General features: G+C 73.5%; 23 protein-coding genes. 10 read left to right on the forward strand and 13 right to left on the reverse strand.

Going from position 1 to position 27,000, the window contains the following annotated elements; all coding sequences use genetic code 11:
• Nucleotides 1-15: 15 nt before the first annotated feature.
• From D1J60_RS03795 to D1J60_RS03825, 7 genes are all read right to left on the reverse strand, one after another.
• Nucleotides 16-498 (reverse strand): VOC family protein, encoded by a 483-nt coding sequence (locus D1J60_RS03795; RefSeq protein WP_125820122.1) that lies wholly within the window; start codon nucleotides 496-498, stop codon nucleotides 16-18.
• 114 nt (nucleotides 499-612) lie between these two features.
• Nucleotides 613-4,176, reverse strand: coding sequence for a bifunctional glycosyltransferase family 2 protein/CDP-glycerol:glycerophosphate glycerophosphotransferase (locus D1J60_RS03800; RefSeq protein WP_125820123.1), 3,564 nt, complete (start codon nucleotides 4,174-4,176; stop codon nucleotides 613-615).
• Nucleotides 4,177-4,360: 184 nt separating this feature from the next.
• Nucleotides 4,361-4,732, reverse strand: a complete 372-nt coding sequence (locus tag D1J60_RS03805) for a hypothetical protein (protein WP_125599282.1) — start codon at nucleotides 4,730-4,732, stop codon at nucleotides 4,361-4,363.
• A gap of 87 nt (nucleotides 4,733-4,819) precedes the next feature.
• Nucleotides 4,820-5,269, reverse strand: coding sequence for a roadblock/LC7 domain-containing protein (locus D1J60_RS03810; RefSeq protein ID WP_125599301.1), 450 nt, complete (start codon nucleotides 5,267-5,269; stop codon nucleotides 4,820-4,822).
• 113 nt (nucleotides 5,270-5,382) lie between these two features.
• Nucleotides 5,383-6,174, reverse strand: coding sequence for a transcriptional regulator (locus D1J60_RS03815; RefSeq protein ID WP_125820124.1), 792 nt, complete (start codon nucleotides 6,172-6,174; stop codon nucleotides 5,383-5,385).
• Complete coding sequence (locus tag D1J60_RS03820) at nucleotides 6,171-6,566, reverse strand: hypothetical protein (RefSeq protein ID WP_125599288.1); 396 nt, start codon at nucleotides 6,564-6,566, stop codon at nucleotides 6,171-6,173. Before D1J60_RS03820 ends, D1J60_RS03815 begins: the two co-directional genes overlap by 4 nt.
• A 231-nt stretch (nucleotides 6,567-6,797) precedes the next feature.
• Nucleotides 6,798-7,361, reverse strand: coding sequence for a TetR/AcrR family transcriptional regulator (locus D1J60_RS03825; RefSeq protein WP_125820125.1), 564 nt, complete (start codon nucleotides 7,359-7,361; stop codon nucleotides 6,798-6,800).
• Between the two features lie 137 nt (nucleotides 7,362-7,498).
• On the opposite strand from D1J60_RS03825, the gene D1J60_RS03830 reads away from it, so the two are divergent.
• On the forward strand, nucleotides 7,499-8,851 hold the full coding sequence (locus D1J60_RS03830; RefSeq protein ID WP_125820126.1) for a helix-turn-helix domain-containing protein: 1,353 nt from the start codon (nucleotides 7,499-7,501) through the stop codon (nucleotides 8,849-8,851).
• Here D1J60_RS03830 and D1J60_RS03835 read toward each other — a convergent pair.
• Entirely contained in the window at nucleotides 8,775-10,709 is a 1,935-nt protein-coding gene (locus tag D1J60_RS03835) for an APC family permease (protein ID WP_125820127.1), read from the reverse strand. The genes D1J60_RS03830 and D1J60_RS03835 overlap by 77 nt on opposite strands.
• A gap of 176 nt (nucleotides 10,710-10,885) precedes the next feature.
• On the opposite strand from D1J60_RS03835, the gene D1J60_RS03840 reads away from it, so the two are divergent.
• Nucleotides 10,886-11,305, forward strand: coding sequence for an SHOCT domain-containing protein (locus D1J60_RS03840; protein WP_125820128.1), 420 nt, complete (start codon nucleotides 10,886-10,888; stop codon nucleotides 11,303-11,305).
• 65 nt (nucleotides 11,306-11,370) lie between these two features.
• On the opposite strand, the gene D1J60_RS03845 is transcribed toward D1J60_RS03840, so the two are convergent.
• Together D1J60_RS03845 and D1J60_RS03850 are read right to left on the reverse strand one after the other, a co-directional pair.
• Nucleotides 11,371-11,826, reverse strand: a complete 456-nt coding sequence (locus tag D1J60_RS03845; RefSeq protein WP_125594163.1) for a (2Fe-2S)-binding protein — start codon at nucleotides 11,824-11,826, stop codon at nucleotides 11,371-11,373.
• An 18-nt stretch (nucleotides 11,827-11,844) separates the two neighbouring features.
• Nucleotides 11,845-14,076, reverse strand: a complete 2,232-nt coding sequence (locus tag D1J60_RS03850; RefSeq protein ID WP_125820129.1) for a molybdopterin cofactor-binding domain-containing protein — start codon at nucleotides 14,074-14,076, stop codon at nucleotides 11,845-11,847.
• 298 nt (nucleotides 14,077-14,374) lie between these two features.
• Between D1J60_RS03850 and D1J60_RS03855 the strand changes: the two genes are divergently transcribed.
• Both D1J60_RS03855 and D1J60_RS03860 read left to right on the forward strand, forming a co-directional pair.
• Entirely contained in the window at nucleotides 14,375-14,623 is a 249-nt protein-coding gene (locus D1J60_RS03855; RefSeq protein WP_125594165.1) for an SCO4226 family nickel-binding protein, read from the forward strand.
• A 280-nt stretch (nucleotides 14,624-14,903) separates the two neighbouring features.
• On the forward strand, nucleotides 14,904-16,328 hold the full coding sequence (locus tag D1J60_RS03860) for a SpoIIE family protein phosphatase (RefSeq protein WP_125820130.1): 1,425 nt from the start codon (nucleotides 14,904-14,906) through the stop codon (nucleotides 16,326-16,328).
• A gap of 131 nt (nucleotides 16,329-16,459) precedes the next feature.
• Here D1J60_RS03860 and D1J60_RS03865 read toward each other — a convergent pair whose 3' ends face one another.
• Nucleotides 16,460-17,953: a hypothetical protein gene (locus D1J60_RS03865; RefSeq protein WP_125820131.1), complete on the reverse strand. Its 1,494-nt coding sequence runs from the start codon at nucleotides 17,951-17,953 to the stop codon at nucleotides 16,460-16,462.
• Between the two features lie 231 nt (nucleotides 17,954-18,184).
• Between D1J60_RS03865 and D1J60_RS03870 the strand changes: the two genes are divergently transcribed.
• Together D1J60_RS03870 and kstD are read left to right on the forward strand one after the other, a co-directional pair.
• Nucleotides 18,185-19,309 (forward strand): aminoglycoside phosphotransferase family protein, encoded by a 1,125-nt coding sequence (locus D1J60_RS03870; protein WP_125820132.1) that lies wholly within the window; start codon nucleotides 18,185-18,187, stop codon nucleotides 19,307-19,309.
• Nucleotides 19,310-19,513: 204 nt separating this feature from the next.
• Complete coding sequence (gene kstD, locus D1J60_RS03875; RefSeq protein WP_241253127.1) at nucleotides 19,514-21,388, forward strand: 3-oxosteroid 1-dehydrogenase; 1,875 nt, start codon at nucleotides 19,514-19,516, stop codon at nucleotides 21,386-21,388.
• Nucleotides 21,389-21,394: 6 nt separating this feature from the next.
• Here the strand turns inward: kstD and D1J60_RS03880 are convergent, their stop codons facing one another.
• Nucleotides 21,395-21,895 carry a hypothetical protein gene (locus D1J60_RS03880; RefSeq protein WP_125605523.1) on the reverse strand — a complete coding sequence of 167 codons (501 nt, stop codon included), beginning with the start codon at nucleotides 21,893-21,895 and terminating at the stop codon, nucleotides 21,395-21,397.
• Nucleotides 21,896-22,336: 441 nt separating this feature from the next.
• On the opposite strand from D1J60_RS03880, the gene D1J60_RS03885 reads away from it, so the two are divergent.
• Genes D1J60_RS03885 through D1J60_RS03900 form a run of 4 tightly spaced genes read left to right on the forward strand, consistent with a single transcriptional unit; the run spans nucleotide 22,337 to nucleotide 26,113 of the window.
• The gene (locus D1J60_RS03885; protein ID WP_125603684.1) at nucleotides 22,337-22,948 is read left to right on the forward strand and encodes a hypothetical protein; all 612 of its coding nucleotides are present in this window, start codon (nucleotides 22,337-22,339) and stop codon (nucleotides 22,946-22,948) included.
• Between the two features lie 14 nt (nucleotides 22,949-22,962).
• Entirely contained in the window at nucleotides 22,963-23,496 is a 534-nt protein-coding gene (locus D1J60_RS03890) for a toxin-antitoxin system, toxin component (RefSeq protein WP_125603686.1), read from the forward strand.
• A 2-nt stretch (nucleotides 23,497-23,498) separates the two neighbouring features.
• Nucleotides 23,499-24,695, forward strand: coding sequence for an MAB_1171c family putative transporter (locus D1J60_RS03895; RefSeq protein ID WP_125820133.1), 1,197 nt, complete (start codon nucleotides 23,499-23,501; stop codon nucleotides 24,693-24,695).
• The gene (locus D1J60_RS03900; RefSeq protein WP_125820134.1) at nucleotides 24,692-26,113 is read left to right on the forward strand and encodes an FAD-dependent oxidoreductase; all 1,422 of its coding nucleotides are present in this window, start codon (nucleotides 24,692-24,694) and stop codon (nucleotides 26,111-26,113) included. Before D1J60_RS03895 ends, D1J60_RS03900 begins: the two co-directional genes overlap by 4 nt.
• Nucleotides 26,114-26,175: 62 nt before the next feature.
• Here the strand turns inward: D1J60_RS03900 and D1J60_RS03905 are convergent, their stop codons facing one another.
• Nucleotides 26,176-27,000, reverse strand: coding sequence for a maleylpyruvate isomerase N-terminal domain-containing protein (locus D1J60_RS03905; RefSeq protein ID WP_125820135.1), 825 nt, complete (start codon nucleotides 26,998-27,000; stop codon nucleotides 26,176-26,178).

Below are 27,000 nucleotides of genomic sequence, written 5' to 3' on the forward strand. Positions count from 1 at the left end.
GCGGTACCGCGGCGCCTAGCCCGCGTCCGCCGCCCGGCGCATCTCGGCCACGTCCAGCTTCTTCATGCGGAGCATGGCGGCCGTGGCGCGGGCGGCGCGGCCCGGGTCCTCGTCGCTGATCAGGTCGATGGCGCCGGGCGGGATGACCTGCCAGGAGAGCCCGAACCTGTCCTTGACCCAGCCGCAGGCGGACTCCTGGCCGCCGTCGCCGGTCAGCGTGTCGTAGTAGTAGTCCGCCTCCTGCTCGTCGGAGCAGTGGATCTGGAAGGAGACGGCCTCGGTGAAGTGGAACTCGGGGCCGCCGTTCAGCGCCACGAACCGCTGGCCGTTGATCTCGAACTCCACGACCAGCACCGACCCGGCCAGCCCCGGGCCCGCCTCGGTGTACCGGCCGGTCCGCAGGATCCGGCCGTCCTTGAAGACGGACAGGTAGTAGTCGGCGGCGGCTTCCGCTTCGCCGTCGAACCACAGGCACGTGGTGAAACCCTGGGTGGTCATGACTGCCTCCGGGCGGTTGGGGGCGGCGGGAACGCCGTCCTCACATACAGACCGGTCCCGCGCCCGAAACTCATCGGGGGGCGCGGGACCGGTCTGTACGTTCACCCGTGCGGGCTACATCCCGAGCATCCGGTCGACGACCTGCTCGGCGGCCCGGCCCGTGTCGAGGTCGCAGAACTCCTCGCGGAAGGCAGCCCGCGCCTGCGCGTACTCAGCGCCCACCGCGTCCGCGTCGCGCACGGCCGCGATCAGGCTCGCCGAGTCCGCCAGCAGCGGGCCGGGGGCCTTCGCCTCCAGGTCGAAGGTGAAGCCGCGCAGGGTGTCGCGGTAGTGCTCCAGGTCGTACGTGAACAGCAGGATCGGCCGGTCGGTCAGCGCGAAGTCGAAGAGCGCGGAGGAGTAGTCCGAGACCAGGACGTCGGCGACGAGCAGCAGATCGGTGGTGTCCGGCCAGCGCGATACGTCGACGACGAAGCCGTCGCGCACGCCGTCGCGGAGCTGCTCGTTGACCCGGTAGTGGCCGCGGACCAGCAGGACGTGGTCCTCGCCCAGCTCGCGGCGGGCCGCGTCCAGGTCGATGCGCAGGTCGAGCTTGTAGCCGCCGGAGAACCCTTCGCGGTTCTCGCGCCAGGTGGGCAGGTAGAGGACGACCTTCTTGCCCTCCGGCAGGCCGAGCCGCCTGCGGACCTCGGCGATCCGCTGGGCGTCCGGGCGCACGAGGGCGTCCGTGCGCGGGCTGCCGACCTCGATGACCTCGCCCTTGTAGCCGAGGGCACGCTGGAGGACGGGCGTGGCGTACGAGCTCGGGGAGGCGAGCAGCGTCCACTGGGCGCTGTCGTGCTCCAGGCCCTCCAGCACCTCGGGGCTGGTGTAGTAGTCGTGCGTGTAGTCGTAGCCGATCTGCTTGATCGGCGTCCCGTGCCAGGTCTGCACGACGGTCTGGCCCGGGCGGCGCAGGAAGTGCGAGGGCACGCTGTCGTTGACGACGTAGTAGCGGGCGCGGGCCAGGACCTCCCAGGCCTCCAGGCTGTCGTACTGGACGGCGCGCGCGGTCGGCGGGACCTCGGCGCGGCCGTCGCGGACCAGCCACACGTGGTCCAGCTTCTCGCCCCGGCGCACGAGCTCCTCGTGGATGGCGCGGGGGGAGTCGCCGGCGGCGTGGCCCTGGAAGGTGTCGTAGACGACCATGTCCTTGACCGGCAGGCGGCGCTGGGCCGGGTAGGTCTCGTCGCGGGCGATGCGCTGCGCGTGGCGGGAGCGGTCGTGGGGGCTCAGCAGCGGGTCGCTGACCAGGACCATGCGGTCGCGCAGGCGCGCTTCGACGCGCATCCGGCGGCCGAGGACCGTGACGGCGAACGGACCGGAGTTCACGGCCGGCGCGATCAGCTGGACGGGCGCGCCGCGGTCGACGCCGAGCAGGCCCGCGGTGGTGCCGCCCTGGGAGACGGGGCGCAGGGTGGGCCACCAGCGGCCGGCCGGGATGGTGGTGCGGCCGGCGTACGCCTCGGGCAGCACCGGCTCGAAGGAGGCTTCGAAGCGGTCGCCGTCGCGGGTGACGGGGTAGCAGAACTCCGTGCCGTGGTGGTCGTGGAAGACCAGTTCGTACGCCTCGTCGGCATGGGCGTCCGGGGCGTGGAAGACGCCGGCCAGGGTCAGGGTGCCGTCGTGCGCGGTGACGGTGTCGACCAGCGGCGGGGTGGGCTGGACGGAGAGGACGAGGTGTCCGGTGGCGCCGCGCTTGGCGAAGACGGCGCGCTCCCCCGCGGTGCCGGGCAGCGGTGCGACGAGGCCGGCGAAGCCGCCGCGTTCGTCGTGGGCCAGGGGGTGGCGGGTGCCGTCGGCCCGGACCACGGTGAGCTCCCACGGCTCGGGGGTCCAGACGCCGGGCTTCGCCTCGGCGGCCGGGACGGCGCCCAGCTCGGCGAGCGGGACGACCGCGGTGAAGGCGGTCCGGCCGGCGGCCGCGGCGCCGCCGGTGGTCAGCGGGACGCTGACGGCGGTGCCGGTGCGGGTGTGCTGGGCGTGCAGGGTGGCGCCGGCGCCGACTTCGGCGGCGAGTTCGCCGGCGAGTTCCAGGGTGCCGTCGCCGCGGCGGACGTCCAGGACCCGGGCCTTGACGACCTCGACGTGGACGGTGAGGGAGCCCGCGACGGTCGGCAGGATGCGGACGTCGGGGGTGGCCCAGTAGGCCGGCGGGGCCATGCCGCTGTCGTGCTCGCCGCCCTTGAGGCGGGCGCGGTGCAGGCCGCCGGCACCGGTGACGGCGATGGAGGTGGTCCAGGTGCCGTCGTGCCACTTGCCGCCCGACTGGAAGACGCTGGGGTCGACGATGGCGGTGAACCCGGCCCAGTCGGCGTGCCGCAGGGCGAGGTGCGGGGTGTTCACCGTGGCCATCGGGGAGGCGACGGTGCGGGTGCTGACGACGGTGCGGCGGCGCTTGCCCTGCTCGCGGAAGACCAGCACCTTGCGGGAGCCGAGGCGGCTCTCGGCGCCCATGTGCCCGGGTACGGCGTAGCCGCGCAGGTAGAGCTTGCCGTCGTTCCAGACCGCCTGCTCCAGGCGGCTGACGACGCGGCGCTCGCGCGGGCCGAGGGTCAGCAGCTTGGGCGGGACCGGCGCCTTGAGGAAGGGGTAGTCGGCCTGCGGGCGGGCCAGTCCCTTGACCGGGACGCTGTAGCTGAAGTCGCGCTGGTGGCGCGTGAGGGCGATGAACTCCTCGACGCGGCCCTCGCGGGCCAGGTAGGCCTTGAGCCGGTCGGCGACCGTCAGCTCGGACCACGGCTCGGTGCCGATCTCCCGGACGAGGCCGCCGACCTCCTTGACGAAGGCGGCGCGGAAGTCGGGGCCGCCCTCGCCGACGTACTTGTAGATGAGGGGCAGTTCCTCGCTGAGCACGTTGTGGTCGTAGTCGCGCAGGTAGCGGGCGTACTTCTCGCCGGACTTGGCGAGCAGGGCCTCGCGGACCAGCCGGACCGAGGTGACGCGGTCGATGACGGAGACCGGGTCGGTGGAGCGCTGGGTGATGGAGCGCTCGCCGGTCTCGCGGACCCGCCAGTGGTAGACGACGTCGCTGATGACGTCGACGCTCTTGGCGAAGTAGTGCGCGGGGATGCTGACGGGGGCGTCCTCGTAGAGGATGCCCTCGGGGTACTGGAAGCCGTGCTCCTCCCAGAAGCTGCGGCGGTAGACCTTGTTCCACGCGGTGCGGTCGGTGACCAGCGCCGGGAACTTCGAGATGTGGGTCTTGGGCCGGTCGTTCGCGAATGCGACCCGGTGGCCCCACGACTGCTGCATGCCGACGGACCGGAAACGGGTGACGTTGCCGGCGGCGAAGTCCGAGCCGGTCTCGTCGAGGGAGTCGATCATCCGCTGGTAGGCGTAGGTCGGCATGGTGTCGTCGCTGTCGACGAAGGCGATGTACTCGCTGCCCGCCGTCGCGTGGCGGAAGCCGACGTTCCGTGCGGCGCCGAGGCCGGCGTTCTCCTGGAGGACCACCCGGAAGCGCTTGTCACGCTCAGCGAAGGCCTTGGCGATCACAGCACTGGTGTCGGTGGACCCGTCGTCGACGATCACGACCTCGAAGTCGGCGAACGTCTGCGCTGCTATGGATTCCAGGCACTCGTCGAGATAGAGCTCGACGTTGTAGACGGGTACGACGATGCTCAGGCGCGGGGGCATGGGTGGCGGGTTCTCCAGCGTTTTTGGCTTTATCGACGGGTTTGAAGATCAGCTGATTACAGCATCTTACTCTGTAACAGGATGATAAAGTCTGCCCATCTCGGACATATGCCTAGGTCCGCCGGGGCGGACGGCAAAGAATTCCGCCGCCCGCCACCGCGCCGTCACGGCCCCGGGGCCGCGGTCAGATGTCCAGCTCGGCTTCGATCTTCTTCAGCTGGAGCCGGGCCATCGCGAGGTTCGCCCGTCCGCGGTCGAGCGCGAGGTAGAGGAAGAACCCCTCACCGCTGCGCCCCTTCAGCAGCCTGATCAGGTGGTACTGGTTGCCGAGCGTGATCAGGATGTCCTCGATCTCGTCCTTCAGGCCGAGCATCTCCATCGTGCGGACCTTGGCCCGGACCACGTCCGTGTTGCCGGCGGCGGCCACCGAGAGGTCCAGGTCCTTGTTCCCGCCGACGGTGCCCAGCGGCATGCCGCTGCCGTAGTCGACCAGGGCCGCGCCGAGGGTGCCCTCGATGCCGGCGGCTTCCTTGAGAGCGGTCTCCACGTTGATCATGGAATTCTTCCTCTTTCCGCAGTGGCCCGCACTGACACGGGCCGGATCATTTGCTTTCGCGTATTACCGGTGTGCTGGCGATGGACGTCAGGGACGGTCCGGCTCCCGGCCCGGGGGCGCGGCGCCCGGGGGCGGCAGCGCGGGGCCGCGGCGGCCGAGGCGGTGGTCTATGAGCTCGCTGATGCGCAGGGTGGAGCGCCGGGCCTCCAGGTGGAGGCGGCCGACGTTGACGCGCGGCTCGGCGATCAGGGTGAGGACGGCCGCGTCCCCCGCGGCGTAGGTGGCGACGTATCCGTGCTCGCCGCGTACGAGCAGCTCGCGGAAGCCGCCCTGGCCGGTGCAGTCGCTGAGCCGCTGGGCCACGCCCAGGGCGGCCGCGGTCAGGGCCGCGAGGGACTCCGCCTCGCCGGCGGCGCTCTCCTGGGCGAGCACCAGACCGTCGGCGCTCGCGGCGAGGACCCCGGTGAGCTGGGGGACGCGGGCCCGCAGCCGGCGGAGTTCGGCGAGTATGTCGGCTTCGGCCTCGGCGGGCACCATCGGCGGGCTCATGTCGGCCTTCCTCTCTTCGGGCCGCCTCTCCTCGGGCCGCCCCTCCTCGGGCTGCCTCCGCTCGGAGCGGTCGGCTCGCAGGACCGGTCGGAGCGGGAGCCTCACAGGCTTGCCTCCAGTGCGTCGCGTAACCGGCGGAGCAGTGCCACGTCCGGGGGTTGGACCTGGGTCATCCAGTCGGGCAGGGGTTCGGGGGGCGGCGGCGCGGGGACCGGCGCGGACGGGTGCGGGGTCTCGACGAGGCCGGCCGCGGCGAGTCTTCGTACCTCGAGCAGGGTGTGGAAGGCGGGCCGGCCCAGCACCCACGCGAGGTCGGCCGGCGTGCGCACGCCGTCCGCCTGTTCGAGCAGGATCCGCTGGCGGGCGGTGACGGTCTGGCCGGGCGCGGCCGCGCGCGGCACCACCGGGCAGATGTCGAGCAGCGGGTAGGGCCACACCGCGTCCAGCAGTTCCCGGCGGCGGCAGGTCTCCCGTTCCACCGCCGCCGCCGGGACGGAGCGGACGGAGCCGATCCAGTGGGTGGCGCCGCGGCGGAACCGCGAGGGGCCGCTGCCCGGCGAGAGCGCGAAGAAGGCCGCGTCGAAGATCGCCGCGAGGTGGCAGATCTCCAGTTCGCCGCCGGCCAGCCGGCCGTTGTCCACGAGGAAGCGGCCGACCTGCCGGCGCGCGCCGGCCTCGTTCACGGCCTCGGTCCAGCGCTCGGGGGCGAGGCCCCCGCCGGTGGTGAGCAGGACGTCGAGGCCCGGGGTGGAGGGGCTCTCGGCGTGCACGACGCGGCCGTCCTCCAGGAAGAGGGTGCCCCGGTCGCGCAGCAGGGCGCCGGTGGCGCGTTCGGCGGCGAGCCGGGTGAGGAGCGGGGAGACCGCGGTCGTGGCGGCGGTGGCGGCGGTCATCTCAGGACCAGTCCTTCGGCGAGGGCGCGGAGTCGGTGCCGGGCGAGGGCGAGGTTGCCGTCCGTGCGGTCGAGCCACAGGTGCAGGAAGACGCTGCTGTCGAAGCTGGTCTCGACGAAGCGGAGCACGTGGTAACCGGTGCGCGTGGTGACGATCAGGTCCTCCACGGGCGGGCCGGGGGCGCCCGCGTCGTCCGGGCCGGGAGCGAAGGACTCGTACTCGGCTGCCGCCCGGGCCAGTTCCGCGGTCTCGGCGGCCGTGGTCTCATGGTCTCCGACGGGCGAGTCCCCGGCGGTGCCCAGGGCGAGTCCGCTGCTCCAGTCGACGAGCGCGGCGCCCCGCGCACCGGGCAGGGTCATGGCTTCGAGCAGGCATTCGTCGATCCCAGGCACGCGGGCTCCCCTCCCGGCCGGACGTGCTGGTCGCACGGTCGTACGGCGTGACAGGAGGGAACTTACTCAAGTTCCACACTGTGGAAGGGGGTTCTGGCATTTTCCGCTGGAACATGCGCGGTACCGCGCGACACCTTGGCCGGAACCCGTTCGTTTTTGATCAAGCCTGTAAATCGGGCCCCCGTCCGACGCCCGCCGAACACCCGTCCCACCCCGTCGGGCCGGCTTCGGTCAGTCGGCCGGCCTCTCCGGAAGCAGACGCTCCACCATCACCCCGAGCAGGTCGTCCACGGGGTGGGCTTCGATCAGGGCGGGGATGGTGAGGTCGTCCACGATCAGGCCCTGCATCGCGAAGTAGACCAGCGCCACGCCGATCCGGTCCCCGGGCAGGCCCGCGTCCAGGTGCCAGGCGATGTTCTCCTCCAGCTCCTTGGCGAGGAACGCGGACAGCTCGGCCTGGAGTTCGGGCCTGCGGGTGGCCTCCAGGCGCAGCTCCAGCACGGCGGTGTGGACGCTGCGCTCGCGGCGGATCCGCCCGAGGAGGCGGCCGAGCAGCACCTTGGTGTCCAGGGGGCCGTCCAGTTCCTCCGGTCCCGGGGTGAGGCGTTCGCGGGTGCGGTGCAGGATCTGCACCAGCAGCTGCCCGCGGTTGGCGAAGTAGTTGGAGGCGGTGCCGGTCGGCACCCCGGCCTCCGCGTCCACGGCGCGCAGGGTCAGGCCGCGGGAGCCCTCGCGGGCCAGTACCTCGATGGCGGCGTCGAGCAGCGCGGCTCGGCGCTGCGGATTCTGGCGCATGTGCGTTCCCGGGAGGTGCGGTGGCGGGGAGGCGTGCCCGTAAGCACTGCACCCACAGTACTCTGCGCCGCCGACGGACCGGGCCACGGCCTCCGAAGCCTCCCCACGGCGGCGTCCGCCGTGTCACCCTGCCCGTCATGGACCGGATCATCGAGGAGATACGCGAGGACCTGAGCCGCCGGCTCGCCGTGGCGGCGGACCGGCTCACCGACCGGACGCTGACCGAGGATCCCGCCTACGCCGCGCTGACCGGGCGGGCCGAACTGCGCGAGCGGATCCACCACACCCTCCACCAGGCCGTCGAGGGCCTGGTCCGCAGCTCCCGGGGGCTGCCCGTGGAGCTGGCCGGCGCCCGCGCCACCGGCGCCCTGCGCGCCGGGCAGGGGCTGCCGCTCGACTCGCTGCGGCGGACCTACCGGTACGGGGGGCGGCTGCTGTGGCAGAGCCTGGCCGAGGCGGTGGCGGCGCACGACCGGGCCGCGCTGCCGCGGCTGTTGCCGGGGGCGGGCGCGCTGTGGGACGTACTGGACCAGATGACGGAGGCCGCCTCGGAGGCGTACCGGGCGGCCGAGGCCGAGCGGGGCGGGCGCGAACGCGAGCGCCGGGCCGCCCTGCTGGACGCGCTGTTCGACGGCTCGGGCCCGGTGGCGGAGGCGGCGGCGCAGCTGGGGCTGCCGGAGCGGGGCCGCTTCGCGGTCATCGCGCTCGGACCGGGCGGGCCGGGCGGACCTGGCAGGTTGAGCGGGCCTGGCGGGTTGAGCGGGCCTGGTGGGCCGGGTGGGCTGAGCTGGCCGGGCGGGCCGAGCGGGCCAGGCGGACCGGGCGGGCTGGGCGGGCAGGGCGGGGCGGGGGCGGGGTCCGGCGGGAGCGGTTCCGCCCGGCTGTGGTGGCGGGTACGGGCCGACGGGGAGACGGGCCTCGCCGACCTGGGCCACCAGCCGCTGGAGTCCCTGCGGGCGCTGCTGGCCCCGCTCGCCGTGCGGGCCGGGATCAGCCCGGTGGTCGCCACCCCGGCCGAGCTGGCCGGGGCCCGCCGGCTGGCGGTCCTGGCCCTGCGCACCGCCCCGCCGTCCGCCGCGCCCGGCGCCGCCCTGCTGGACGAGCGGCTCCCGGCCGCGCTGGTGGCGGCCGATCCCGAACTCGCCGCCCGGCTGCGGCGGGTGGTGCTGGGGCCGGTGCTGGAACTGCCCGCGGAGGACGCCCGGCTGCTGCTGACCACGCTGGGCACCTGGCTGGCCTGCCAGGGCTCGACCACGCACGCCGCCCAGCGGCTCTACTGCCACCGCAACACCGTCTCGAACCGGCTGCGCCGCCTGGAGCGGCTCACCGGCCGCGCCCTCTCGGACCCGGCGCACGTGGTGGAACTGGCCCTGGCGCACGCGGCGGCGGCCCAGGGCCCCTCCCCCGCCGGGGCTACGGCGCCTGCGGCTCCCCCTGGCGGGCCGACTCCAGCAGGTACGGCACGTCGATCACCGCGACCCCCGGGGTGAACAGCAGCCGCGCCTTGAGCCGCAGCGCGTTCTGGTTGTGCAGGGGCTGCTCCCACCAGTGCCCGACCACGTACTCCGGGATGACCACCGAGAGCGCGTCCGTCCCCTCGGCGGCCGCGGCCTGCTCCACGTACTGCATGACCGGTCCGATGACCTCCCGGTAGGGTGAGTGCAGCACCTTGAGCGGGATGCCCGGGTCGTGTTCGGCCCAGGCCTCGCGCAGCCGCCGGGCGTCCTCCTCGTCGGCGGCGACGGACAGGGCGGTGAGGGTGTCGGGCCGCAGCCCGTGGGCGTAGCCGAGGGCCTTCAGGGTCGGGGCGTGCACGTTGGCGACGAGGACGACGACGTGGTGGCGGGAGGGCATGCGGGGTCTGACCCCGGGTGCCACGGCCACCTGGCGGGCGACCTGGTCGTAGTGGCGGCGCACCCCCTTCATGCCGAGGAAGAGGGCCGGCATCGCGATGACGACCAGCCAGGCGCCGTGCGTGAACTTGGTGATCAGGACGATGACGAGGACCAGGGCGGTCATGACGGCGCCGACGGCGTTGATGGCGAGGCGGCGGTGGATGTGGACGCGTTCGGACCGGGGCGTGGCGGGTGAGGCGAGTTCGCGCCGCCAGTGCCGGACCATCCCGGACTGGGAGAGGGTGAAGGAGACGAAGACGCCGATGATGTAGAGCTGGATGAGCCGGGTGAGTTCGGCGTCGAAGGCGACGATCAGCGCGATGGCCGCGAGCGCGAGCAGGACGACGCCGTTGGAGTAGACGAGCCGGTCCCCGCGGTTGAAGAGCTGGCGGGGGGCGTACCGGTCCCTGGCGAGGATCGAGGCCAGCATCGGGAAGCCGTTGAAGGCGGTGTTCGCGGCGAGGATCAGGACGCCGGCGGTGACGGCCTGGAGCAGGTAGAAGAGGAAGTGCCAGCTCCCGAAGGTGGCGCGGCCGATCTGGGCGAGCGCGGTGGACATCGGGGTGCCGGGGGGCAGGCCCAGTTCGGTGGGGTCGGCGGCCGCGTGCACCTGGTAGACCATGGCCAGGACGGTGATGCCGGCGAACATGGTCACGGAGAGCGCGCCCATGGCGGCCAGGGTGGTGGCGGCGTTCCGGGCCTTGGGCTTCCGGAAGGCGGGGACGCCGTTGCTGATGGCCTCGACGCCGGTGAGGGCCGTGCAGCCGGAGGCGAAGGCGCGCATCGCGAGGAGCACCACGGCGAGGCCGGTGTAGGTGCCGGCGGCGGTGATCGGGAGGTGGGCGGACTCGGCCCGGATGGTGTCGCCGGTCGCGAGCCGGACGGCGGCGACGGCGAACATCAGGTAGATGACGAGGACGAACCCGTAGGTGGGGACGGCGAAGACGCGCCCGGACTCGCGTACGCCGCGCAGGTTCATCAGGGTGAGCAGCACCACGAAGCCGACCGACAGGGCGACTTCGTGGTCGCTGAGGGCGGGGATCGCCGAGGTGATGGCGGCGACGCCGGAGACGACGGAGACGGCGACGGTCATGACGTAGTCGACGAGCAGGGCGCTGGCGGCCGTGAGGGCGGCGGTCGGTCCCAGGTTCTCGGAGCTGACGACGTAGGCGCCCCCGCCGCCCGGGTAGGCGTGGCAGGTCTGCCGGTAGGAGGCCACGACGACGACCAGCAGGAAGACGATGGCGGCGGCCGCGTACCAGGTGAGGTGGAGCAGGGCGACTCCGCCGAGGGCGAGGATCAGCAGGATCTCCTCGGTGGCGTAGGCCACGGAGGAGAGCGGGTCGCTGCAGAAGATGGGCAGTGCGAGCCGTTTGGGGAGCAGGGTCTCGCCCAGGCGCGCGGTGTCGAGGGGTTCACCGACCAGCACGCGTTTCGCATTGATTCGCCTCATTCCGGCATAATCATCCATTTCAACTGGATAACGGGCGCTTGCAGCCTGTGTCCCGGGGCGGGGCGTTGCGCCGTACGGCCCAGTGGCGATCTTGCGGGGGCGCTGCGATGGTGATCGGGTCGGCCGCCGCGCGGTCCTCCCGGACCCGGCGACCGCCTCGACGGAAGGAGACGGCCGTGTACGCAGCTGTCGACCTGGCCTACGACTACCCGGTGCTGGGCGCGTTCTGGACCGTGATGTGGGTCTTCCTGTGGGTGATGTGGCTGATCCTGCTCTTCCGGATCGTGGTGGACGTCTTCCGCGACCACGACATGAGCGGCTGGGTCAAGGCAGCCTGGCTGCTCTTCCTGCTCCTCGTCCCGTTCCTGGGCGTGCTGGTGTACGTCATCGCCCGCGGCCGGGACATGGGCAGGCGGGAGATCAAGCACACGCAGGAACAGCGGCAGGCCTTCGACGCCTACATCCGGGAGACGGCCGGCTCGGACGGTCCCGGCACGTCGGGCGCCGACGACCTGTTCCGGCTCTCCGAGCTCAAGGCCAGGGGCGAGCTGAGCGAGGAGGAGTTCCAGCGGGCGAAGCAGAAGCTGCTGGCCTGACCCGTCAGCCCTGACCCGTCAGCCCTGCTCCGGCGGTCCCTCCCTCCCCGCCCGCGCCGCGGCCGTCACATCCTGGCGGCCGCGGCGCGGATGGCCTCGCGGATGCGGAAGTAGGTGCCGCAGCGGCAGATGTTGGCGATGGCGTCGATGTCCTCGTCGGTCGGCGAGGACGTCCGCTTCAGCAGCGCCACCGCGGCCATGATCTGGCCGGGCTGGCAGAAGCCGCACTGGGCGACGTCCTGTTCGAGCCAGGCCTCCTGGACCGGGTGCAGCCGGTCCCCGTCCGCGAGCCCCTCGATGGTGGTGACCCGCTTGCCCGCGCAGGCGGACACGGGCACCACGCAGGGGCGGACGTCGACCCCGTCGAGGTGGCTGGTGCAGGCCTTGCAGACGTCCACCCCGCAGCCGTACTTGGGGCCGGTGACGCCCAGCATGTCGCGGAGCACCCACAGCAGGGGCAGGTCGTCGGGCGCGTCGACGGTGACGCTCCGGCCGTTGACGATGAAGGTGTGCAGAGGCACGGCGGCGTACTCCAGCGGTCAGCGCGGGTAGGGGGTGAAGTCGACGTCGAAGTCGAGGGGGAAGCTGCGGGGCTTGGAACCGGTGGCCCGGGCCCAGGCATTGGCGATGGCCCCCACGGCCGCGGGCACTCCGAGCTCGCCCGCGCCGCCCGGCTCCGTGCCGGTGGCCGGGAGCACGAAGACCCGTACGTCACGCGGGGTGTCGCGCTGCCGCGCCCAGTGGAACTGGCTGTAACTGCCCTCCAGCGGGAGCCCCTTGTCCAGGTGCAGCCCGGCCCGCAGGGTGGTGGAGATCGCGTCGGTGAGACCGCCGATCATCTGGGCCTCCAGTCCGCGCGGGTTGACGGGCAGGCCCACGTCGACGGCGATGACCGCCTTGGTGACGCGGACGCGCTCCGGGTCGCGGGCGTCGATCTCCACCAGGCAGGCGGTGCGCGACTTGTACTCCTCGTGGAAGGCGATGCCCTGCGCGCAGCCGGCCGGCATGGCGCGCCCCCACTCCCCTTCGGCGGCCGCCTTGTCCAGCACCGCGCGCTGGGCGTCGGTCCTGAGGAAGGTGCGGCGGAAGCGGTAGGGGTCCTTTCCGGTGGCGGCGGCGAGTTCGTCCACCATGACCTCCTCGGCGCCCCGGGTGTTGGCCGAGTACACCGAGCGCCAGGACCCGGTGGGGATGCCCGTCGGCACCTCGGTCAGGGCCTGGGTGGTCAGGCCGAAGTGGTACGGGGACTTCACCGTGGTGAGGAACAGGGTCTGGGCGAGGGTGGCGTTGCCGATGCCGGAGGGCAGGCTCGCGGCGGTGGCGGTGATGATCTCGCCGAGCCCGTGCCGGAAGTCGGTCTCGGCGGCGGCGACCCGGTGCTCGAAGCTGAGGACCTCGCCGAGCAGGTGGGTGGCCCTGATCCGGTGGTGGGTGGCGGGGCGCATCCGGCCGTGCCGGGTGTCGTCCACGCGGGTCCACATGAGCTTCACCGGCCGGCGGCAGGCCTTGGAGACCCGGGCGGCCTCCAGGGCGGCGTCGAAGAACAGCCGCCGGCCGAAGGAGCCGCCGGCCTGGACCACGTGCACCTTCACCTTGTCCAGCGGCAGTCCGAGTTCGGCGGCGATGGTCTCCCGCGCGACGATCGGGGACTTGAGCCCGGACCAGATCTCGGCCCGGTCATCGCGGACGTCGGCGACGGCGGAGTTGGTCTCCATCGGGGCGTGGCTGACGAAGGCGAAGTCGAACTCGGCGTCCACGTACGGGGTGAGCAGTGGCGGCACCAGCAGCGGCGGGGTGGCGGCGCGCAGCTTCGTACGGATCTGCGCGTCCGAGAGCTGGTCGGCCGGACCCGGGCCCCAGTCGACGGTGAGTGCGGCCTTGGCGGTGAGGGCCTGCCCGAACGTTTCCGCGACGACGGCGACGCCGGTCTTGACGGTGACCACGTCCAGCACGCCCGGCATGGCCCTGACCGCCGCGAGGTTGGTGACGGCGCGGACGGTACCGCCGACGGAGGGCGGGCGGCGCACCACGCAGGGCTTGGCGCCCGGGACCTCGAGGTCGAGGGTGTACTTCTGGGCGCCGGTGACCATGGCGCGGGCGTCGATCCGCCGGGTCGGGGTGCCGACGAGGGCGTGCTCGGCCGCCGGCTTGGGGGAGGCGCCGAGGACGGGCAGGCCGGGCGAGGCGGCGGCCGCCGAGAGGCTCCCGTAGCTCGCCGTGCGGCCGTCGGGGGCCCGTACCGAGCCGTTCGCGGTGGTGAGCCGGGCAGCGGACAGGCCCCAGCGGGCGGCGGCCGCGGCGACCAGCCGGGCCCGTGCGGTGGCGGCGCACTGGCGGACCGGCCCGTACAGCGAGCGGATCGAGTTGGAGGAGCCGGTGAGCTGGTTGAACAGCAGCTCGGGGCGCGCGTCGTCCAGTTCCACGCGGACCGTCTCCAGCGGCGCGTCCAGCTCCTCCGCGACCAGCATGGCCACCGCGGTGGTCAGCCCCTGCCCGACCTCCTCGCGCGGCAGCCGGAAGCGGACGGTGCCGTCCGTCTCCACGGCCAGCGCCAGCAGGGCGGAGGTGGGGGCCCCGGCCAGGATGAACAGGTCACCCAGGTCCACGATGTCGGCGATGGCGGGCAGGGACGGTACGACGGCGTGCGCGGCCTGCGGGGCGAGCAGGTCGGCCGCGGCCCGGGTCACCAGGGCCAGCGTGGGCGCCGCGACCAGGTGGGTCAGGAAGGAACGGCGGCTGCGCCCCGCCGGCGCGCTGCTCTGTTCGGTCATCAGGTCGTGTCCCCACCGCTCCCCCGGGTCCGCGAACGGACCTCCCCCGGCTCATTACCGACACGTAGCGTAGCGATCCCCGGGAGGGGTGGGAAGCGTGGTGCGGAACGGGGTCCTTCGTTCGAGTGGTGCCCCGGACGGGCCGGGGACCGCGGTGACGGAGTGGATCCGGGGTGCGCGCGGCTCGCACACGTCGACCGTACGAGCGACCGACGGCCACCGGAGGGCCCTTTTCCGGCCGCGGGCGCAGGATGGAAGCAGAAACGTACACGTCGCGACGCATGAGGAGGTGTTCGCGGTGGCCAAGTACATGGACGTCCACCACGGGATGAAGGGCATCACGGCGGACCAGCTGATGGAGGCCCACCGGGCGGACCTGGCGATCCAGGCGGACGAGAAGGTGCAGTTCGAGCGCGCCTGGGCGGACCCCGCCTCCGGCGAGGTCTACTGCCTGTCCGAGGCCCCCTCGGCGGACGCCGTCCGCCGGATCCACGAGCGCGCGGGACACCCCGCCGACGAGATCCACCCGGTGCCGCTGATGGTGTGACGGGGAGGCGGCTCCGGCCGGGCACGGCGTGAACAGGGCCCGGAGCGGGCGGGACGGCACGGAAACGAAGACCACGGCTGACCGGAAATGTTCGTACGGACGGGAGGCGACCGGGAGGCCTTCGGCATATGCCCCGAGCAAGGCCGTTACGGATGTTGCCAAACGCCTTACAGGCACTCCGCGGCTGTGCCACAGTCGTAGTCGGTCCACAGCCGTCACCGGTCGTCCTCCGGGACCCTGGCCGAGCCGCCTGTATCGCCGCGCCTGCATCGGAGTCATCATGCCGTCCCACCTGTACGCGGACCATCCCGCGCAGCCGCCCGAGCCGGGATCGGTGGACGCACTGATCTCGCAGACCCGCCGGCTGCGCGGCGAGGTGGACGCGGTGCGCCGCGACACCGTCGTGGACGACGACGACGCCCAGGGCCGCTGGCAGCGAGCGCTGTGCGACCTCGCCGTGCACCACCTCGACGACCTCGGCCAGCACCTCGGCCAGCTCAAGGAGGGCCTCCCGCCCGCTCCCGAGCCCGCCGAACTCCCCGCGGCGGCTCCGGAGGTCGCGCAGGAGGACCGCCAGACCCGCGTCGGCAGCGCCGAGTGGAACCTGCTGACGGACGAGGTCACCTGGTCCGAGGAGCTCTTCCAGATCTTCGGGCGGCCGCCCGAGGCCGGCCCGCTGCCGCTCGACGAACTGGGTTCCACCCTGTTCTCCGAGGACCAGCCCCTGATGACCGCGATGGTCACGGACTGCCTGGTCGACGGAAAGCCGATAGACGGCGAGTTCCGCATCGTCCGCGCCGACGGCCGGGTCCGGACGCTGCACATGAGGGGCGAGCCGGTGCTCGACTCCGACGGCTGCACGGCCTCCATGTGGGCCGTGCTCCGGGACGTGAGTGAACTGCGCCGGAGCCAGCGGGCGGTGCGCGAGTCACGGGACTCGCTCCAGCGCCAGCGGGAGATCGCGCAGACCGAACACCGGCTGGCGGTCGAGCTGCAGGAAGCCGTGCTCCCCCCGTGGCGCGGCTCCCTGCGGTTCCCGCACGAGAACGCGGGCACCATGGACGTGGCCGCGCACTACCTGCCCTCCGCGACCAGCGCGCTGATCGGCGGCGACTGGTACGACGCACTCGAACTGCCCGACGGGCGCTCCCTGCTGACGGTCGGCGACCTGACCGGGCACGGGGTGAGCGCCACCTCCGGGATGGCGATGATGCTCGGCGCCCTGCGCGGGATGGCCATGGCCGGGATCGAGCCCGGCCCGCTGATGGGCTGGCTCAACCAGCTGCTGGAGACCTCCGTGCAGCCCGCCCTCGGCTCGGCCGTCTGCTGCCGTTACGACCCCGCCCGCCAGGTGCTCTCCTGGGCCCAGGCCGGGCACCCCGCGCCGCTCCTCTTCCGGCGCGGCCAGGGCCGCGCCCTGCAGCCCCCGGAGGGGGTGCTGCTCGGGGCCACCTCGGGGGCCATCTACGGGCAGGCCGAGGAACGGCTCGAACTGGGCGACGTCCTGGTGCTGCACACCGACGGACTGACCCCGCGGAGCATCGAGTTCAGCCGCGCGGACGGGACCGAGCGGCTGCTGGCGCTCGCGCCGCGGTTCTCGCAGGCCCGGTCGGCGCGGGACTGCGTGCGGATGGTCACGGAGGAGTTCGGCGAGAGCGAGCGCGAGGACGACGCCTGCGTCCTGGTCGCCCGCATCGGCGGCTGAACACGCCAACGCAAACCCAGGGGGGCCGCGCCGGTGAGGCGCGGCCCCTCCTTCCGTTCCCTCCGTTCTCCGTCGCTTCCGGACGACCCGCCCTACGCCTTCGGCCCCCTGCGACACCTGGCACCTGGCCCCTAGACCTCCGCTCCGCGGGCCACGGGGGCGGGGCTGTTGGGGAGGGCCAGCTTGATCTCCTCGCGCAGGTCCTCGATGCCCGCGTACCCGGCGTACTGTCCGGTCAGCCGGTACATCTCGCGGAGCCGGTCCCACGTCCGGTGCGAGGAGGTCTCGTTCATCGACACCAGGGCGAGCCGGGCGTAGCGGTCCGCCTGCTCGGGGTCGTCGGCGATGAAGCAGGCCGACGCCATGGAGATGTAGTCGAAGATCTGCGAGCGCTGGTAGCCGTCACCGCGCAGCCGCAGCGCCTCCCGGGCGTGCCGGGCCGCGACGGGTGCGGCCGAGGCGTCGTGGTCGGCGAGGGTGCGGTAGGCGAGGGCCTGCATGCCGTGCAGGTCGGCCTCGTCGAAGTGCTGCATCCAGGAGGGCGGCGGCACGTCGCCCTTGTCGGAGACGAAGAGCTCCTCGGCCTCGCCCAGGGTGCGGCGCATGGCCTGGCCCTTGCCCATGGCGGCCTGCGCCCAGGCCTCGATGGTGTGCAGCATGGCGCGGGTGCGCGGCAGGGTCTGCTCCCCGGAGCCGGACTGCGCCAGCTTCATCAGGTCCAGGGCCTCGTTCGGCTTGCCGAGGTGGACCATCTGGCGGGCGGCGCGGGAGAGGGCCTCGCCGGCGCGGGGCCGGTCGCCGCCCTCGCGGGCCGCGTGCGCGGCGATGACGAAGTACTTCTGCGCGGTCGGTTCGAGGCCCACGTCGTGCGACATCCAGCCCGCCAGCACCGCCAGGTTGGCCGCCACCCCCCACAGCCTGCGCTGGAGGTGGTCCGGGTGGTGGTAGGCCAGCATGCCGCCGACCTCGTTCAACTGGCCCACGACGGCCTTGCGCTGGAGCCCGCCGCCTCTGGAGGCGTCCCAGGCCCGGAAGACCTCGACGGAGCGTTCCAGCGCCTCGATCTCCTGGGAGCCGATGGGCGCGGCCTCGTAGCGGTCGTAGCCCGCCGGATCGGCCTGGTAGGGGTCACCGAAGGTCTTCGCGTTCTTGGCGCCGGCGGGATCGGTGTGCAGCCAGTCGTACATGGCGTTGCTGAGGGCTGAGCCGGCGGTGAGCGCGGCTCCCGCGCCCATCAGGCCGCGACGGTTGAGCATGAGGTCCATTCCCGTGAATTCGGTGAGGACCGCGGCTGTGCGTTCGGGCGCCCAGGGCACTCCGTCGGGGTTCTCCTGAATCCCGTCCGGCTGCCGTCTGGTGGTGCGCCGCTGCCGTACGAACCCGAGGTCCTCGATGGTCACGACACGACCGAGCCGCTCGGTGAACAGTGCTGCCAGTACCGTGGGCACCGGCTCGCGCGGGGTCTCCCCCATGTCGATCCAGCGCCGCACCCGCGAGGTGTCGGTGGCCAGCTGGTGGTGGCCCATCGAGGCCGCCTGCCGGTTCACCATCCTCGCGAGTTCGCCCTTCGACCAGCCGGCCAGGCCGAACAGGTCGTTCAGACGGGTGTTTGGACCTTTGCTCACGTCAAGCCCCCAGGTTCTCGGCTGAGTTGACAGTAGCCGCCCGTCAGATGCCCAGCGACTATTCGCCAGGGTTCGCCACCCGCCGCCCCGTGGTTCGCCACCTGCGGGCGGGTGTCAGGTAGGAATGCGCCTCCCCGACCCGGTTCACCGGCGGAACTCCCCAGGGTGAAGTACGGGATCCGGCGGGGCGGCGTACGCACTCGTCGGCGCACGAAGGGAACCGTAAACGCCATGTACGCAGCAACGTCCTCCGTGTCCGCCCCGGTCCGCCCGCACCGCACCCTCCAGGCGGGGGGCGGCGCCTACCTCGAACCCGGCCGCCAGCCGGTACCGGCGCAGGGCACCGTCCGGGCACGGCGGATGCCGGCCGCCGGGTCACAGCCGCTCAGCGGGAGGATCGACCTCTCCGGCCCGCAGGGGGCCCAACTGCGCACCGCGCTCGCGTCGGTGCAGCGCATCTGTCCGGAGTTCGCTCCGGTCCAGGTCCTGCGGCGCAGCGGCCGGTCGGTCCTCCTGGTGGGGACGACCGGGCGGATGACCGCGGTCGCCAAGGTTTTACTGGACCACTCGCCCGAGTGGCGCGAGCGGTACCGGCACGAAATAGCGACGTACCGGACCTTCGTCCGGCACCGCCCGCCGGTCCGCGTGCCCCGGCTGATCGCCGCGGACCCGGAGAACTGCGTACTGGTGGTGGAGCGGATGGCGGGCCGGGTCGCCGCGCTCCAGCGGCACCCGGTGGAGGCGCCGCCGCGGACGGACGTACGGGCGGCGCTGGGAGCGGTGTGCCGGGTCAACCAGTGGCGGCCGCCGGCCGACCTGTTCGGGCATCCGGTGGACTACCTACGGCGCATCGCGCGTGACCACGAGCTGGGCCTGCTGACCGACCGGGACTTCGGCGACCTGCAGAAGCTGCTGCACGGCCTGCGGCCGGCGAGCGTCCAGTGGCAGTTCAACCACGGCGACGCGCTGCTGTCGAACCTGCTGCTGTCCCCGGCTGGCCCGGTGCTCCTCGACTGGGAGCACGCCGGCTGGTACCTGCCCGGCTACGACCTGGCCACGCTGTGGACGGTCCTGGGCGACGCCCCGGCGGCACGGGGCCAGATCAGCAGGCTGGCGCAGTCGGCCGGCCCGGCGGCGCGGGACGCGTTCCTGGTCAACCTGATGCTGGTGCTGACGCGGGAGATCCGGATGTGCGAGACGGCGGTGCAGCGCTCCATGCTGGCGTCGGCTCCGGACCGGCCGCTGCCCGCGGGCGCGCTTTCCTCCGGGGAGGAGCAGCGCCTTCTGCTGCGCCGGCTGCACGACGACGCCGGGATGGCCCGTAGAGCGGTCCGGGCGGCGGTCGGCACCCGCTGACCGCGCGGCCGTCCGGCCCGTACGGATCCCGTGTCCCGCACACCTGGTGTGCGGGGCACGGGATTCGGCCTGTCCGGGGCGGGAGTGGTTGTGGGCGCGCGGGACTTGACTTCACATGATCCCGCGAACAGTTTCTCTGACTCGGCATCAGGAACGCCGGAGCCGAGCCGCCGTCCCCTCCTCCCAACCCGCTGGAGCCCGTCCATGACCGAGGCCATGCCCCTGACCGCACCCGTCGCCGCACCCGTGACCGCACCCCCGACCGAGTCCCCGACCGGGCCCCCGACCGAGCCCGCGGCCGGGAGCCCCGGCCGGCCGCGTCCCGCCGCCCCCTCCCGCCGGGCGGTCCTCGCCGGGACGGGGGCCGGGGTGCTCGCCGCCGCCGTGCTGCCGGGTGCGGCCGCCCGGGCCGCCGAGAGCCCGCTCGGGGAGTACGACGTCGTCGTGGTCGGCTCGGGGGCGGCGGGGATGACCGCCGCCCTGACCGCCGCCGGGCGGGGGCTGAGCGTGCTGGTGGTGGAGAAGGCCCCCACGTTCGGCGGTTCGGCGGCGCGTTCCGGGGCCGGGATCTGGCTGCCGAACAACTCGGTGCTCCTGTCCGCCGGGGTACCGGACACCCCGGAGAAGGCGGCGGCGTACCTGTCGGCGGTGGTGGGGCCGGAGGTTCCGGCCGACCGGCAGCGGGCGTTCCTGGCCAACGGGCCCCGGATGCTGGACTTCGTGATGGCGAACAGCCCCCTGAGGTTCCGCTTCATGGACGGCTACAGCGACTACTACCCGAACCTGCCGGGCGGGCTGCCGAACGGCCGCTCCATCGAGCCCGACCAGCTCGACGGCAACCTCCTGGGCGCCGAACTGGCGCACCTGAACCCGCCGTACATGCCGGTGCCCGCCGGGATGGTGGTGTTCAGCCAGGACTACAAGTGGCTGAACCTCGCCGCGGTCAGCGCGAAGGGCCTCGCGGTGTCCACGGAGTGCCTGGCGCGGGGCACGAAGGCCGCGCTGCGCGGGGAGAAGCCGCTGACGATGGGCCAGTCGCTGGCCGCGGGGCTGCGGGCCGGTCTGCTGCGGGCGGGGGTGCCGGTGTGGCTGAACAGCCCGCTGGCCGACCTGGTCCAGGAGGGCGGGGCGGTCACCGGGGTCGTGGTGGAGAAGGAGGGCGTACGGGGTGTCGTACGGGCCCGCAGGGGGGTGGTGATCGGCTCGGGCGGCTTCGAGCACAACGCGCAGATGCGGGCCCAGTACCAGCAGCAGCCGATCGGCACCCAGTGGTCGGTGGGCGCGAAGGAGAACACCGGGGACGGCATCCGGGCCGGCCAACGGGCGGGCGCGGCCCTGGCGTTGATGGAGGACGCCTGGTGGGGACCGTCGATCCCGCTGCCCGGGGAGCCGTACTTCTGCCTGGCCGAGCGGACCCTGCCGGGCGGTCTGATCGTGAACCGGGCGGGGACCCGGTTCGTGAACGAAGCCGCCCCGTACAGCGACGTCGTGCACGTGATGTACGAGAAGGACCGGGGTGCGACGGGCTCGCACATCCCGGCGTGGCTGATCGTGGACCAGAACTACCGCAACAAGTACCTGTTCAAGGACGTCCTGCCGACGCTGCCCCTCCCGGACGCGTGGTTCGAGTCCGGGGCGGCGAGGAAGGCGTGGACCTGGGACGCGCTCGCCGGGCAGATCGGGGTGCCCGCGGCCGCGCTGCGGGCGACGCTGAACCGCTTCAACGCGCAGGCGTGGAACGGCGACGACGCGGACTTCCACCGGGGGGACACGGCGTACGACCACTACTACACGGACCCGAACGTGGTGCCGAACTCCTGCCTGGCACCGGTCTGGGCGCCGCCGTTCTACGCCTTCCGGATCGTCCCGGGCGACCTGGGCACCAAGGGCGGCATCGTGACGGACGCCCGGGCCCGGGCACTGCGGGCGGACGGATCGGTGATCCGGGGCCTGTGGGCGGCGGGCAACGCGAGCGCGGCCGTGATGGGCCACAGCTACGCGGGGGCCGGATCGACGATCGGGCCCGCGATGACGTTCGGCTACGTCGCGGCGAACGACATCGCGGACAACCCGGCCTAGCCGGGTCTAGCCCTGCTGGAAGAGCTCGGCGGGGAGGGGCTTCAGCAGCGCGTAGAGGTCGTCGGTGATGGGGCGGTCCCAGCTGGCGATCGTCACGAGGACGTTGTCGCTGCGGTCGAACTGCACGCAGGAGATCCGGCTCTCGGAGAGCTTGATCTTGCGGACGATGAGGAGGTTGTCGCCCTGCATGACGGGGCAGTCCTCGGTTCCGGTGACCTCGACGTCCTCGTCGTTCTCCAGGGCGTCCAGGAGCTGGGCCACCTCGAAGGGGACCTGGCCGTCGGCGAGCTCGCGCGCGGGGGACCCCTCGGGGAGGTTGCCGATGATCATCGCGGGGCCGCGGCCGCCGAACAGGTCGTAGCGGAGGAAGACGCCCTGGCAGCTGCCGTCGGGCGCGGGCAGCAGACCGGCCCCGAGGTTGCCCGGCCAGTCACCCGGGTCCATGGCCAGGACGTCGAAGTCCGGGCCCGCGGGTGTGGCGGCGCGGTGGCGGCGGAGGAAGGACATGCCGCCATGGTACGTGGCCGCGCGGGTTTTCCGGCGCCGGGGGCTCCGCCGGCGGCTCCCGCCCGGCGCGGTGGGGCGCGGGGCGGCGGACGGGGGCGCCGGAGGGCTGCCGGGAGCGGCGGGCGCCGGGGCGCGCGGGTGCCCGGGAGGCCGGTGCGGGGGGCGGGCCGGAGCGTCGGACCTGCGGGTATGGGGCGGCCGTGCGGCGTACTCCTTACCTGTGGCGCGGGCAGGTGCGGTGAGCTGCGGGCACGCGTCCTTTCCCGCCACGGGCCGCCGCACTGGCTGTATCTTGCTGTGCGTCCCCCGCGTCCGTTCATCGATCGTTTTCGATTCGACAACGATCGTTCCGGTGCCGGGGATCTTGTGGCCCGGGGGGGCCTACCGTCGTCCCCGGTGCGCAGACGGATCTGCCCTTCGGACGTATGGGAGCACAGACAGATGACTGTCCCCGTTGGCGGTCCGCCGCTTGCCCTCACCACGACGCTCGCCCGGCTCCGGGCACGCGCCGCGGAGAGACGACTGGACGTGGACGAGATCCTCGACGCGGTGTCCCTCTCCGAGCGGACCGGCGTCCCCGTGGAGGTGACGGCGGCGCTGCTGCGCGGCGAGGAGTTCCCCGACCCCACGCCCGAGGAGACCGAGGAGACGGTCCGCCGCCGCGCGGCCTTCCTGTACGCCGTCTCGCGCGACCCCCAGGGGCAGCCGTACGCGGTCGCGGAGATCGCGGCGGCGATCGGCGCCGACCCGCGGTGGGTCGGTGCGCTGGTGTCGGGCGCGAGACCGCCGCACCTGCGGCACTGCGCGGAGTTCGCGGCCTTCTTCGGCCGTGACCTCACCTTCCTGACGGACACGCCGGCCCAGGCCGTGCACAGGGCCCTGTGGCCCGCGGTCGAATCCCTCAACTACCGATCGGGCGACTTGATGGCCGACCTCACGAACCAGTACGGGCTGGTTTCCATCTCCACCCGGGGAAGAGCCCTCACCCGCACGCAGGAGACCCTGCTGCTGGGCATGATCACCGGCATCCTCTCCTCCGAGGTGGCCCGGTGAACCTGTCCCGTTCGATGCGCAAGCTGTGCACCGTGCTGACCTCCTCCCTCGACCTGGAGGCGCCGGTCGAACCGCAGACCCTCTTCCGCGCCCTGTGCGACGCGATGAGCCGCACCCGCGGGGGCCGCCCGATCGTGCTGCGCTTCGAGCGCTTCCCGTCCGGGCTGACCACCTCGGGCCTGTGGCTGAACATGGACGACTACGACATCGTCGTGGTGGAGAAGTACACGACGCCCGACCACCAACTGGTCATCCTCGGGCACGAGCTGTGGCACATGAAGGCGGGTCACTGCACCGGCCACGGCGGCGGGGCGGCGGACGACGCCGCGCGCTCCCTGCCGGACGCCTCGGACCTGACGTACGCGAGCGTCGCCGCGCGGTCCCACTACGAGGACGCGCAGGAGATCGAGGCCGAGAGCTTCGGGCTGATGCTCGGGGACCGGTGCCGGCCGTGGCTGACCGGCGGCGACGCGGCCGGGGCCGCCCGCCGCAGCGACGTGGCCGGGCGGATAGGCAACGCCCTGGGCTACCGCGGACCGATCGGTTGACGGTGACCTCGGACAAGTACTACATCCCGTACCTCATACCGGCGGTGATCCTCACCCTGGCCTTCGCGATCCGCCTGCCGGTGATGATGAGGTTCTGGCGGATCGACCCCAACGTGCGCTCCGTCGGCGGCCTGCTCCTGCTGGCCTCGGCCGTGTTCTACCTCGGCCGGCCCAAGACCCTCGTGCTGCTGAACGGCGCGACGGGCATCAGCAACTTCGCGGCGCCGCTGGTCTACACGCTGCTCATGATGTTCTGCGCCTCCTGCCTGGTCATGATCATCCACTGGCGGGGCGGCGATCCCCGGCGGGTGCGCCGGGCCACCTGGACCATCGGTGTCTTCTACGCGGCCGTGGTGGCCGGCCTGTGGACCACCTTCGCGTTCGCCGAGGTGCCGGTCGAGCGGCTGCGGGACCTGGACACGTACTACGCCAACACCCCCTGGATGCGCGAGCACATCGTGCTCTACCTGGGGGCCCACACCACCGCCTGCGCCATCACGGCCGTCGTCACCTGGTCCTGGCTGAGGGAGGTGACGGGCTGGCTGCGCGCCGGCCTGGTGCTGCTGGTCATCGGGTTCGTCCTGAACCTCTGCTACGACACCGTGAAGCTCACGGCGGTCTTCGCCCGCTGGAACGGCCGCGACCTGGACTGGCTCAGCACGTACGTGGCGCCGCCCATCGCCTCCGTGTGCGCGCTGTTCATCGCCGTGGGGTTCATCCTGCCCCACCTGGGCCAGGCGCTCCAGGGGCTGTGCACCGACTACTACCACTACCGCTGCCTGGCCCCGTTCACGCGGGAGCTGGCGGGCCTGGACACGGCGTCGATGCGGCTGCCCCGGCGCTCGCCCGTCAGCCGCCGGCTGGTGCACCGCAGGACCCAGATCAGCGACGGCCTGCTCAGGCTCCAGCCGTACCTGGACCCCGGGATCCGCGAACGGGCGCTCGCCGAGGCCCGGGCACGGGGCGAGGCGCCGAAGCGGGCGGCGGCGACCGCCGAGGCGGTGGCCGTGGTCGCGGCGGTCGCGGCCCTGCGCGGCGGCGCCGAGGCAGGGGTGGCGGACGCGCCGGTCCCGGGGGCTGGCCCGGCGGCGGGGCCGGACCTGGTGGCGGTGGCCAAGGCCCTGCGCCGGTCCCCCGCCGTCGCCTCCTTCCGCGCCCGGTCCGGGCCGGCCGACCACCCAGAGAGCGTGAGGCCATGAGCAGTTCCCCGCGGTCGCCCGGCCGGCACACCTGCGTCGTCGTCGGGGGCGGTCTGGCCGGCATGCTCACGGCCGCGGCGCTCGCCCGCGCCGGCGCCGGTGAGGTCGTCGTCGTCGAGCGGGACGCGCTGCCCGACGGGCCGTTCCCCCGCAAGGGGCTCCCGCAGGCGCACCACGCGCACCTGCTGTGGTCCGGCGGGGCCACGGCCGTGGACTCCCTGCTGCCCGGCACCATCGGGGCGCTGCGCGAGGACGGGGCCCACCGGATCTCGCTGCCCACGAACATGGTCGGCCTCTCCCCGGAGGGCTGGTTCCGCCGCTGGGCGCGGGAGTCCCACTACGTGCTCGTCGCCAGCCGCGACCTGCTCGACTGGCACGTCCGCCGGGCCGTGGCGGCGCTCCCGAACGTCACCGTCGCCGACCGCACCGAGGTGCTGGGCCTGACGGGCGGCGCCCGGCGGGTCACCGGGGTCCGGGTGCGCGGGGCGGACGCCGTGGCAGGGGTGCTGGACGCGGACCTGGTGGTGGACGCCTCCGGGCGGGCCTCGCGCACGCCGCTGTGGCTGGAGGGGTTCGGCGTGCCTCGGCCCGCCGTACGCACCGTCGACCCCGGGCTCGTCTACGCCAGCCGGATCTTCCGGGCCCCGAAGGACCTCGGGAACACCTTCCCGGTCGTCGTGAACGTCCAGGCGGGCGATCCCCGCCGGGCCGGTCCCGGCCGGTCGGCGACGCTGGTCCCGATCGAGGGGGACCGCTGGCTCGTCACCCTGTCGGGGACGCGCGGCGGCGAACCCGGCAGGGACCCGGCGGCCTTCGGGGAGTTCGCCCGGGGGCTGCGGCACCCGATCGTGAGCGAGCTGATCGCCGGGGCGGAGCCGCTGACGGACGTGGTGCTCACCCGTACGACCGTCAACCGCAGGCACCACTACGAGAAGGCCGCGCTCCCGGCCGGGCTCCTGGTGCTCGGGGACGCCGTCGCCGCCTACAACCCGGTGTACGGGCACGGGATGTCGGTGGCCGCGCAGAGCGCCCTCGCCCTGCGGGACGCCGTCGCCCGGTACGGCCTGGCCGACCCGCGGCTCGCCGCCCGGGCGCAGAAGGCCCTGGCCGGGCCGGTGGCCGCCGCCTGGGCGCTGTCCACGGGGAACGACGTCTTCTACCCCGGTGCGACGGAGAGCGGCCCGACGGCGGCGGAGCGGGCCGTCGCGGCCTACGTGCGGCGGCTGATGCGCACGAGCACGGGCAACGGGCGGGTGGCCCGGGCGGTGACCGACGTGATGACCCTGGAGCGGCCCGCGTCCCGGCTGTTCACCCCGCCGGTGCTGCTGGCGGCCCTGCTGGGACCGCGCCGGGCGCAGCTGACCGGGCCCCCGCTGGCGCCGGCCGAGCTGGCGGCGGTCGCGGCGCCGCGGGGGTAGGGGCGCCGCGGGGGTAGGGGCGCCGCGGGGGTAGGGGCGCCGCGGGGTGGGGGCGGTCCCGTTCAGAGGGGCGGTACGAGGGTGAACCAGTGCTCCAGCAGTGCGCCGTCGCCGGTGACGTCCAGCCGGCCGGCGGGGAGCCGCCCCCACAGGAACAGCATCAGGTCGGAGGCGGTGCCCGCCGCCTCGACGTGGACGGGAGCGGTGTCGCGGCGGTCGAGGCGGACCTCGTCGCCGTCGAACTCCACCGTCCAGGCCCCGGGGGCGTCGGTGCGGCGGAAGCGGTAGCGCTCGCCCGTTCCGGGCGGGGCCGGCTTCCGGCCGCGCCGGGCGGGGGCCATCACCTCGAACGTCTGGGTGACGGCGTCCGCCGCGAGGGCGGGCGCGAAGGGGGCCGGGTCGCCCGTGACGGCTTCGGCGTCCCAGCGGTGGACGGCCTGTTCGATGGTCTGCATGCGGATCCAGAAGCCGGTGGTGCGGTCCCCGTGGGGCGACCAGGTCCACACCGGTACGTCCGGGCCCAGTTCGCGCAGGACCGCGACGAGGTCCCGGGCGGCCGCCGCCGACCAGTCGAACAGCTCCTCGGGTACGGGCCCGCGGTGCGGGGTGCGGTCCGGCAGTGGCCAGGCCGCCCGTACGGCCGGGTCCGCGGGGAGGGCGTAGAGCTCCGGGTCGGTGGGGTCGCAGGGTTCGGCGAGCCGCTCCCGGAGGATGTGGGTGAGGTAGCGCTGGACGCTGCCGAGGTGTCCGGCGAGGTCGGCGACCGACCAGCCGGGGCAGGAGGGCACCGGCGGTGCCTCGCGTCCGCCGTCGGCCGCGCGCCGGACGGCCTTGTCGAAGGCTTCGGCCTCGTGCTGGAGGATGTGGAGCCGGGTGAGGTGGTCCAT

Source organism: Streptomyces sp. W1SF4 (genome assembly GCF_003950035.1).
GTDB lineage: Bacteria > Actinomycetota > Actinomycetes > Streptomycetales > Streptomycetaceae > Streptomyces > Streptomyces racemochromogenes.

Coding starts and splice junctions, on each gene's coding strand:
- D1J60_RS03805 (WP_125599282.1), bottom strand. CDS start 4,732: ATGATCAACGTGGAGACCGCTCTCAAGGAAGCCGCCGGCATCGAGGGC.
- D1J60_RS03815 (WP_125820124.1), bottom strand. CDS start 6,174: ATGACCGCCGCCACCGCCGCCACGACCGCGGTCTCCCCGCTCCTCACC.
- D1J60_RS03795 (WP_125820122.1), bottom strand. CDS start 498: ATGACCACCCAGGGTTTCACCACGTGCCTGTGGTTCGACGGCGAAGCG.
- D1J60_RS03850 (WP_125820129.1), bottom strand. CDS start 14,076: ATGACCGAACAGAGCAGCGCGCCGGCGGGGCGCAGCCGCCGTTCCTTC.
- D1J60_RS03835 (WP_125820127.1), bottom strand. CDS start 10,709: ATGAGGCGAATCAATGCGAAACGCGTGCTGGTCGGTGAACCCCTCGAC.
- D1J60_RS03830 (WP_125820126.1), top strand. CDS start 7,499: ATGGACCGGATCATCGAGGAGATACGCGAGGACCTGAGCCGCCGGCTC.
- D1J60_RS03810 (WP_125599301.1), bottom strand. CDS start 5,269: ATGGTGCCCGCCGAGGCCGAAGCCGACATACTCGCCGAACTCCGCCGG.
- D1J60_RS03905 (WP_125820135.1), bottom strand. CDS start 27,000: ATGGACCACCTCACCCGGCTCCACATCCTCCAGCACGAGGCCGAAGCC.
- D1J60_RS03900 (WP_125820134.1), top strand. CDS start 24,692: ATGAGCAGTTCCCCGCGGTCGCCCGGCCGGCACACCTGCGTCGTCGTC.
- D1J60_RS03800 (WP_125820123.1), bottom strand. CDS start 4,176: ATGCCCCCGCGCCTGAGCATCGTCGTACCCGTCTACAACGTCGAGCTC.
- D1J60_RS03890 (WP_125603686.1), top strand. CDS start 22,963: ATGCGCAAGCTGTGCACCGTGCTGACCTCCTCCCTCGACCTGGAGGCG.
- D1J60_RS03825 (WP_125820125.1), bottom strand. CDS start 7,361: ATGCGCCAGAATCCGCAGCGCCGAGCCGCGCTGCTCGACGCCGCCATC.
- kstD (WP_241253127.1), top strand. CDS start 19,514: ATGACCGAGGCCATGCCCCTGACCGCACCCGTCGCCGCACCCGTGACC.
- D1J60_RS03885 (WP_125603684.1), top strand. CDS start 22,337: ATGACTGTCCCCGTTGGCGGTCCGCCGCTTGCCCTCACCACGACGCTC.
- D1J60_RS03880 (WP_125605523.1), bottom strand. CDS start 21,895: ATGTCCTTCCTCCGCCGCCACCGCGCCGCCACACCCGCGGGCCCGGAC.
- D1J60_RS03860 (WP_125820130.1), top strand. CDS start 14,904: ATGCCGTCCCACCTGTACGCGGACCATCCCGCGCAGCCGCCCGAGCCG.
- D1J60_RS03870 (WP_125820132.1), top strand. CDS start 18,185: ATGTACGCAGCAACGTCCTCCGTGTCCGCCCCGGTCCGCCCGCACCGC.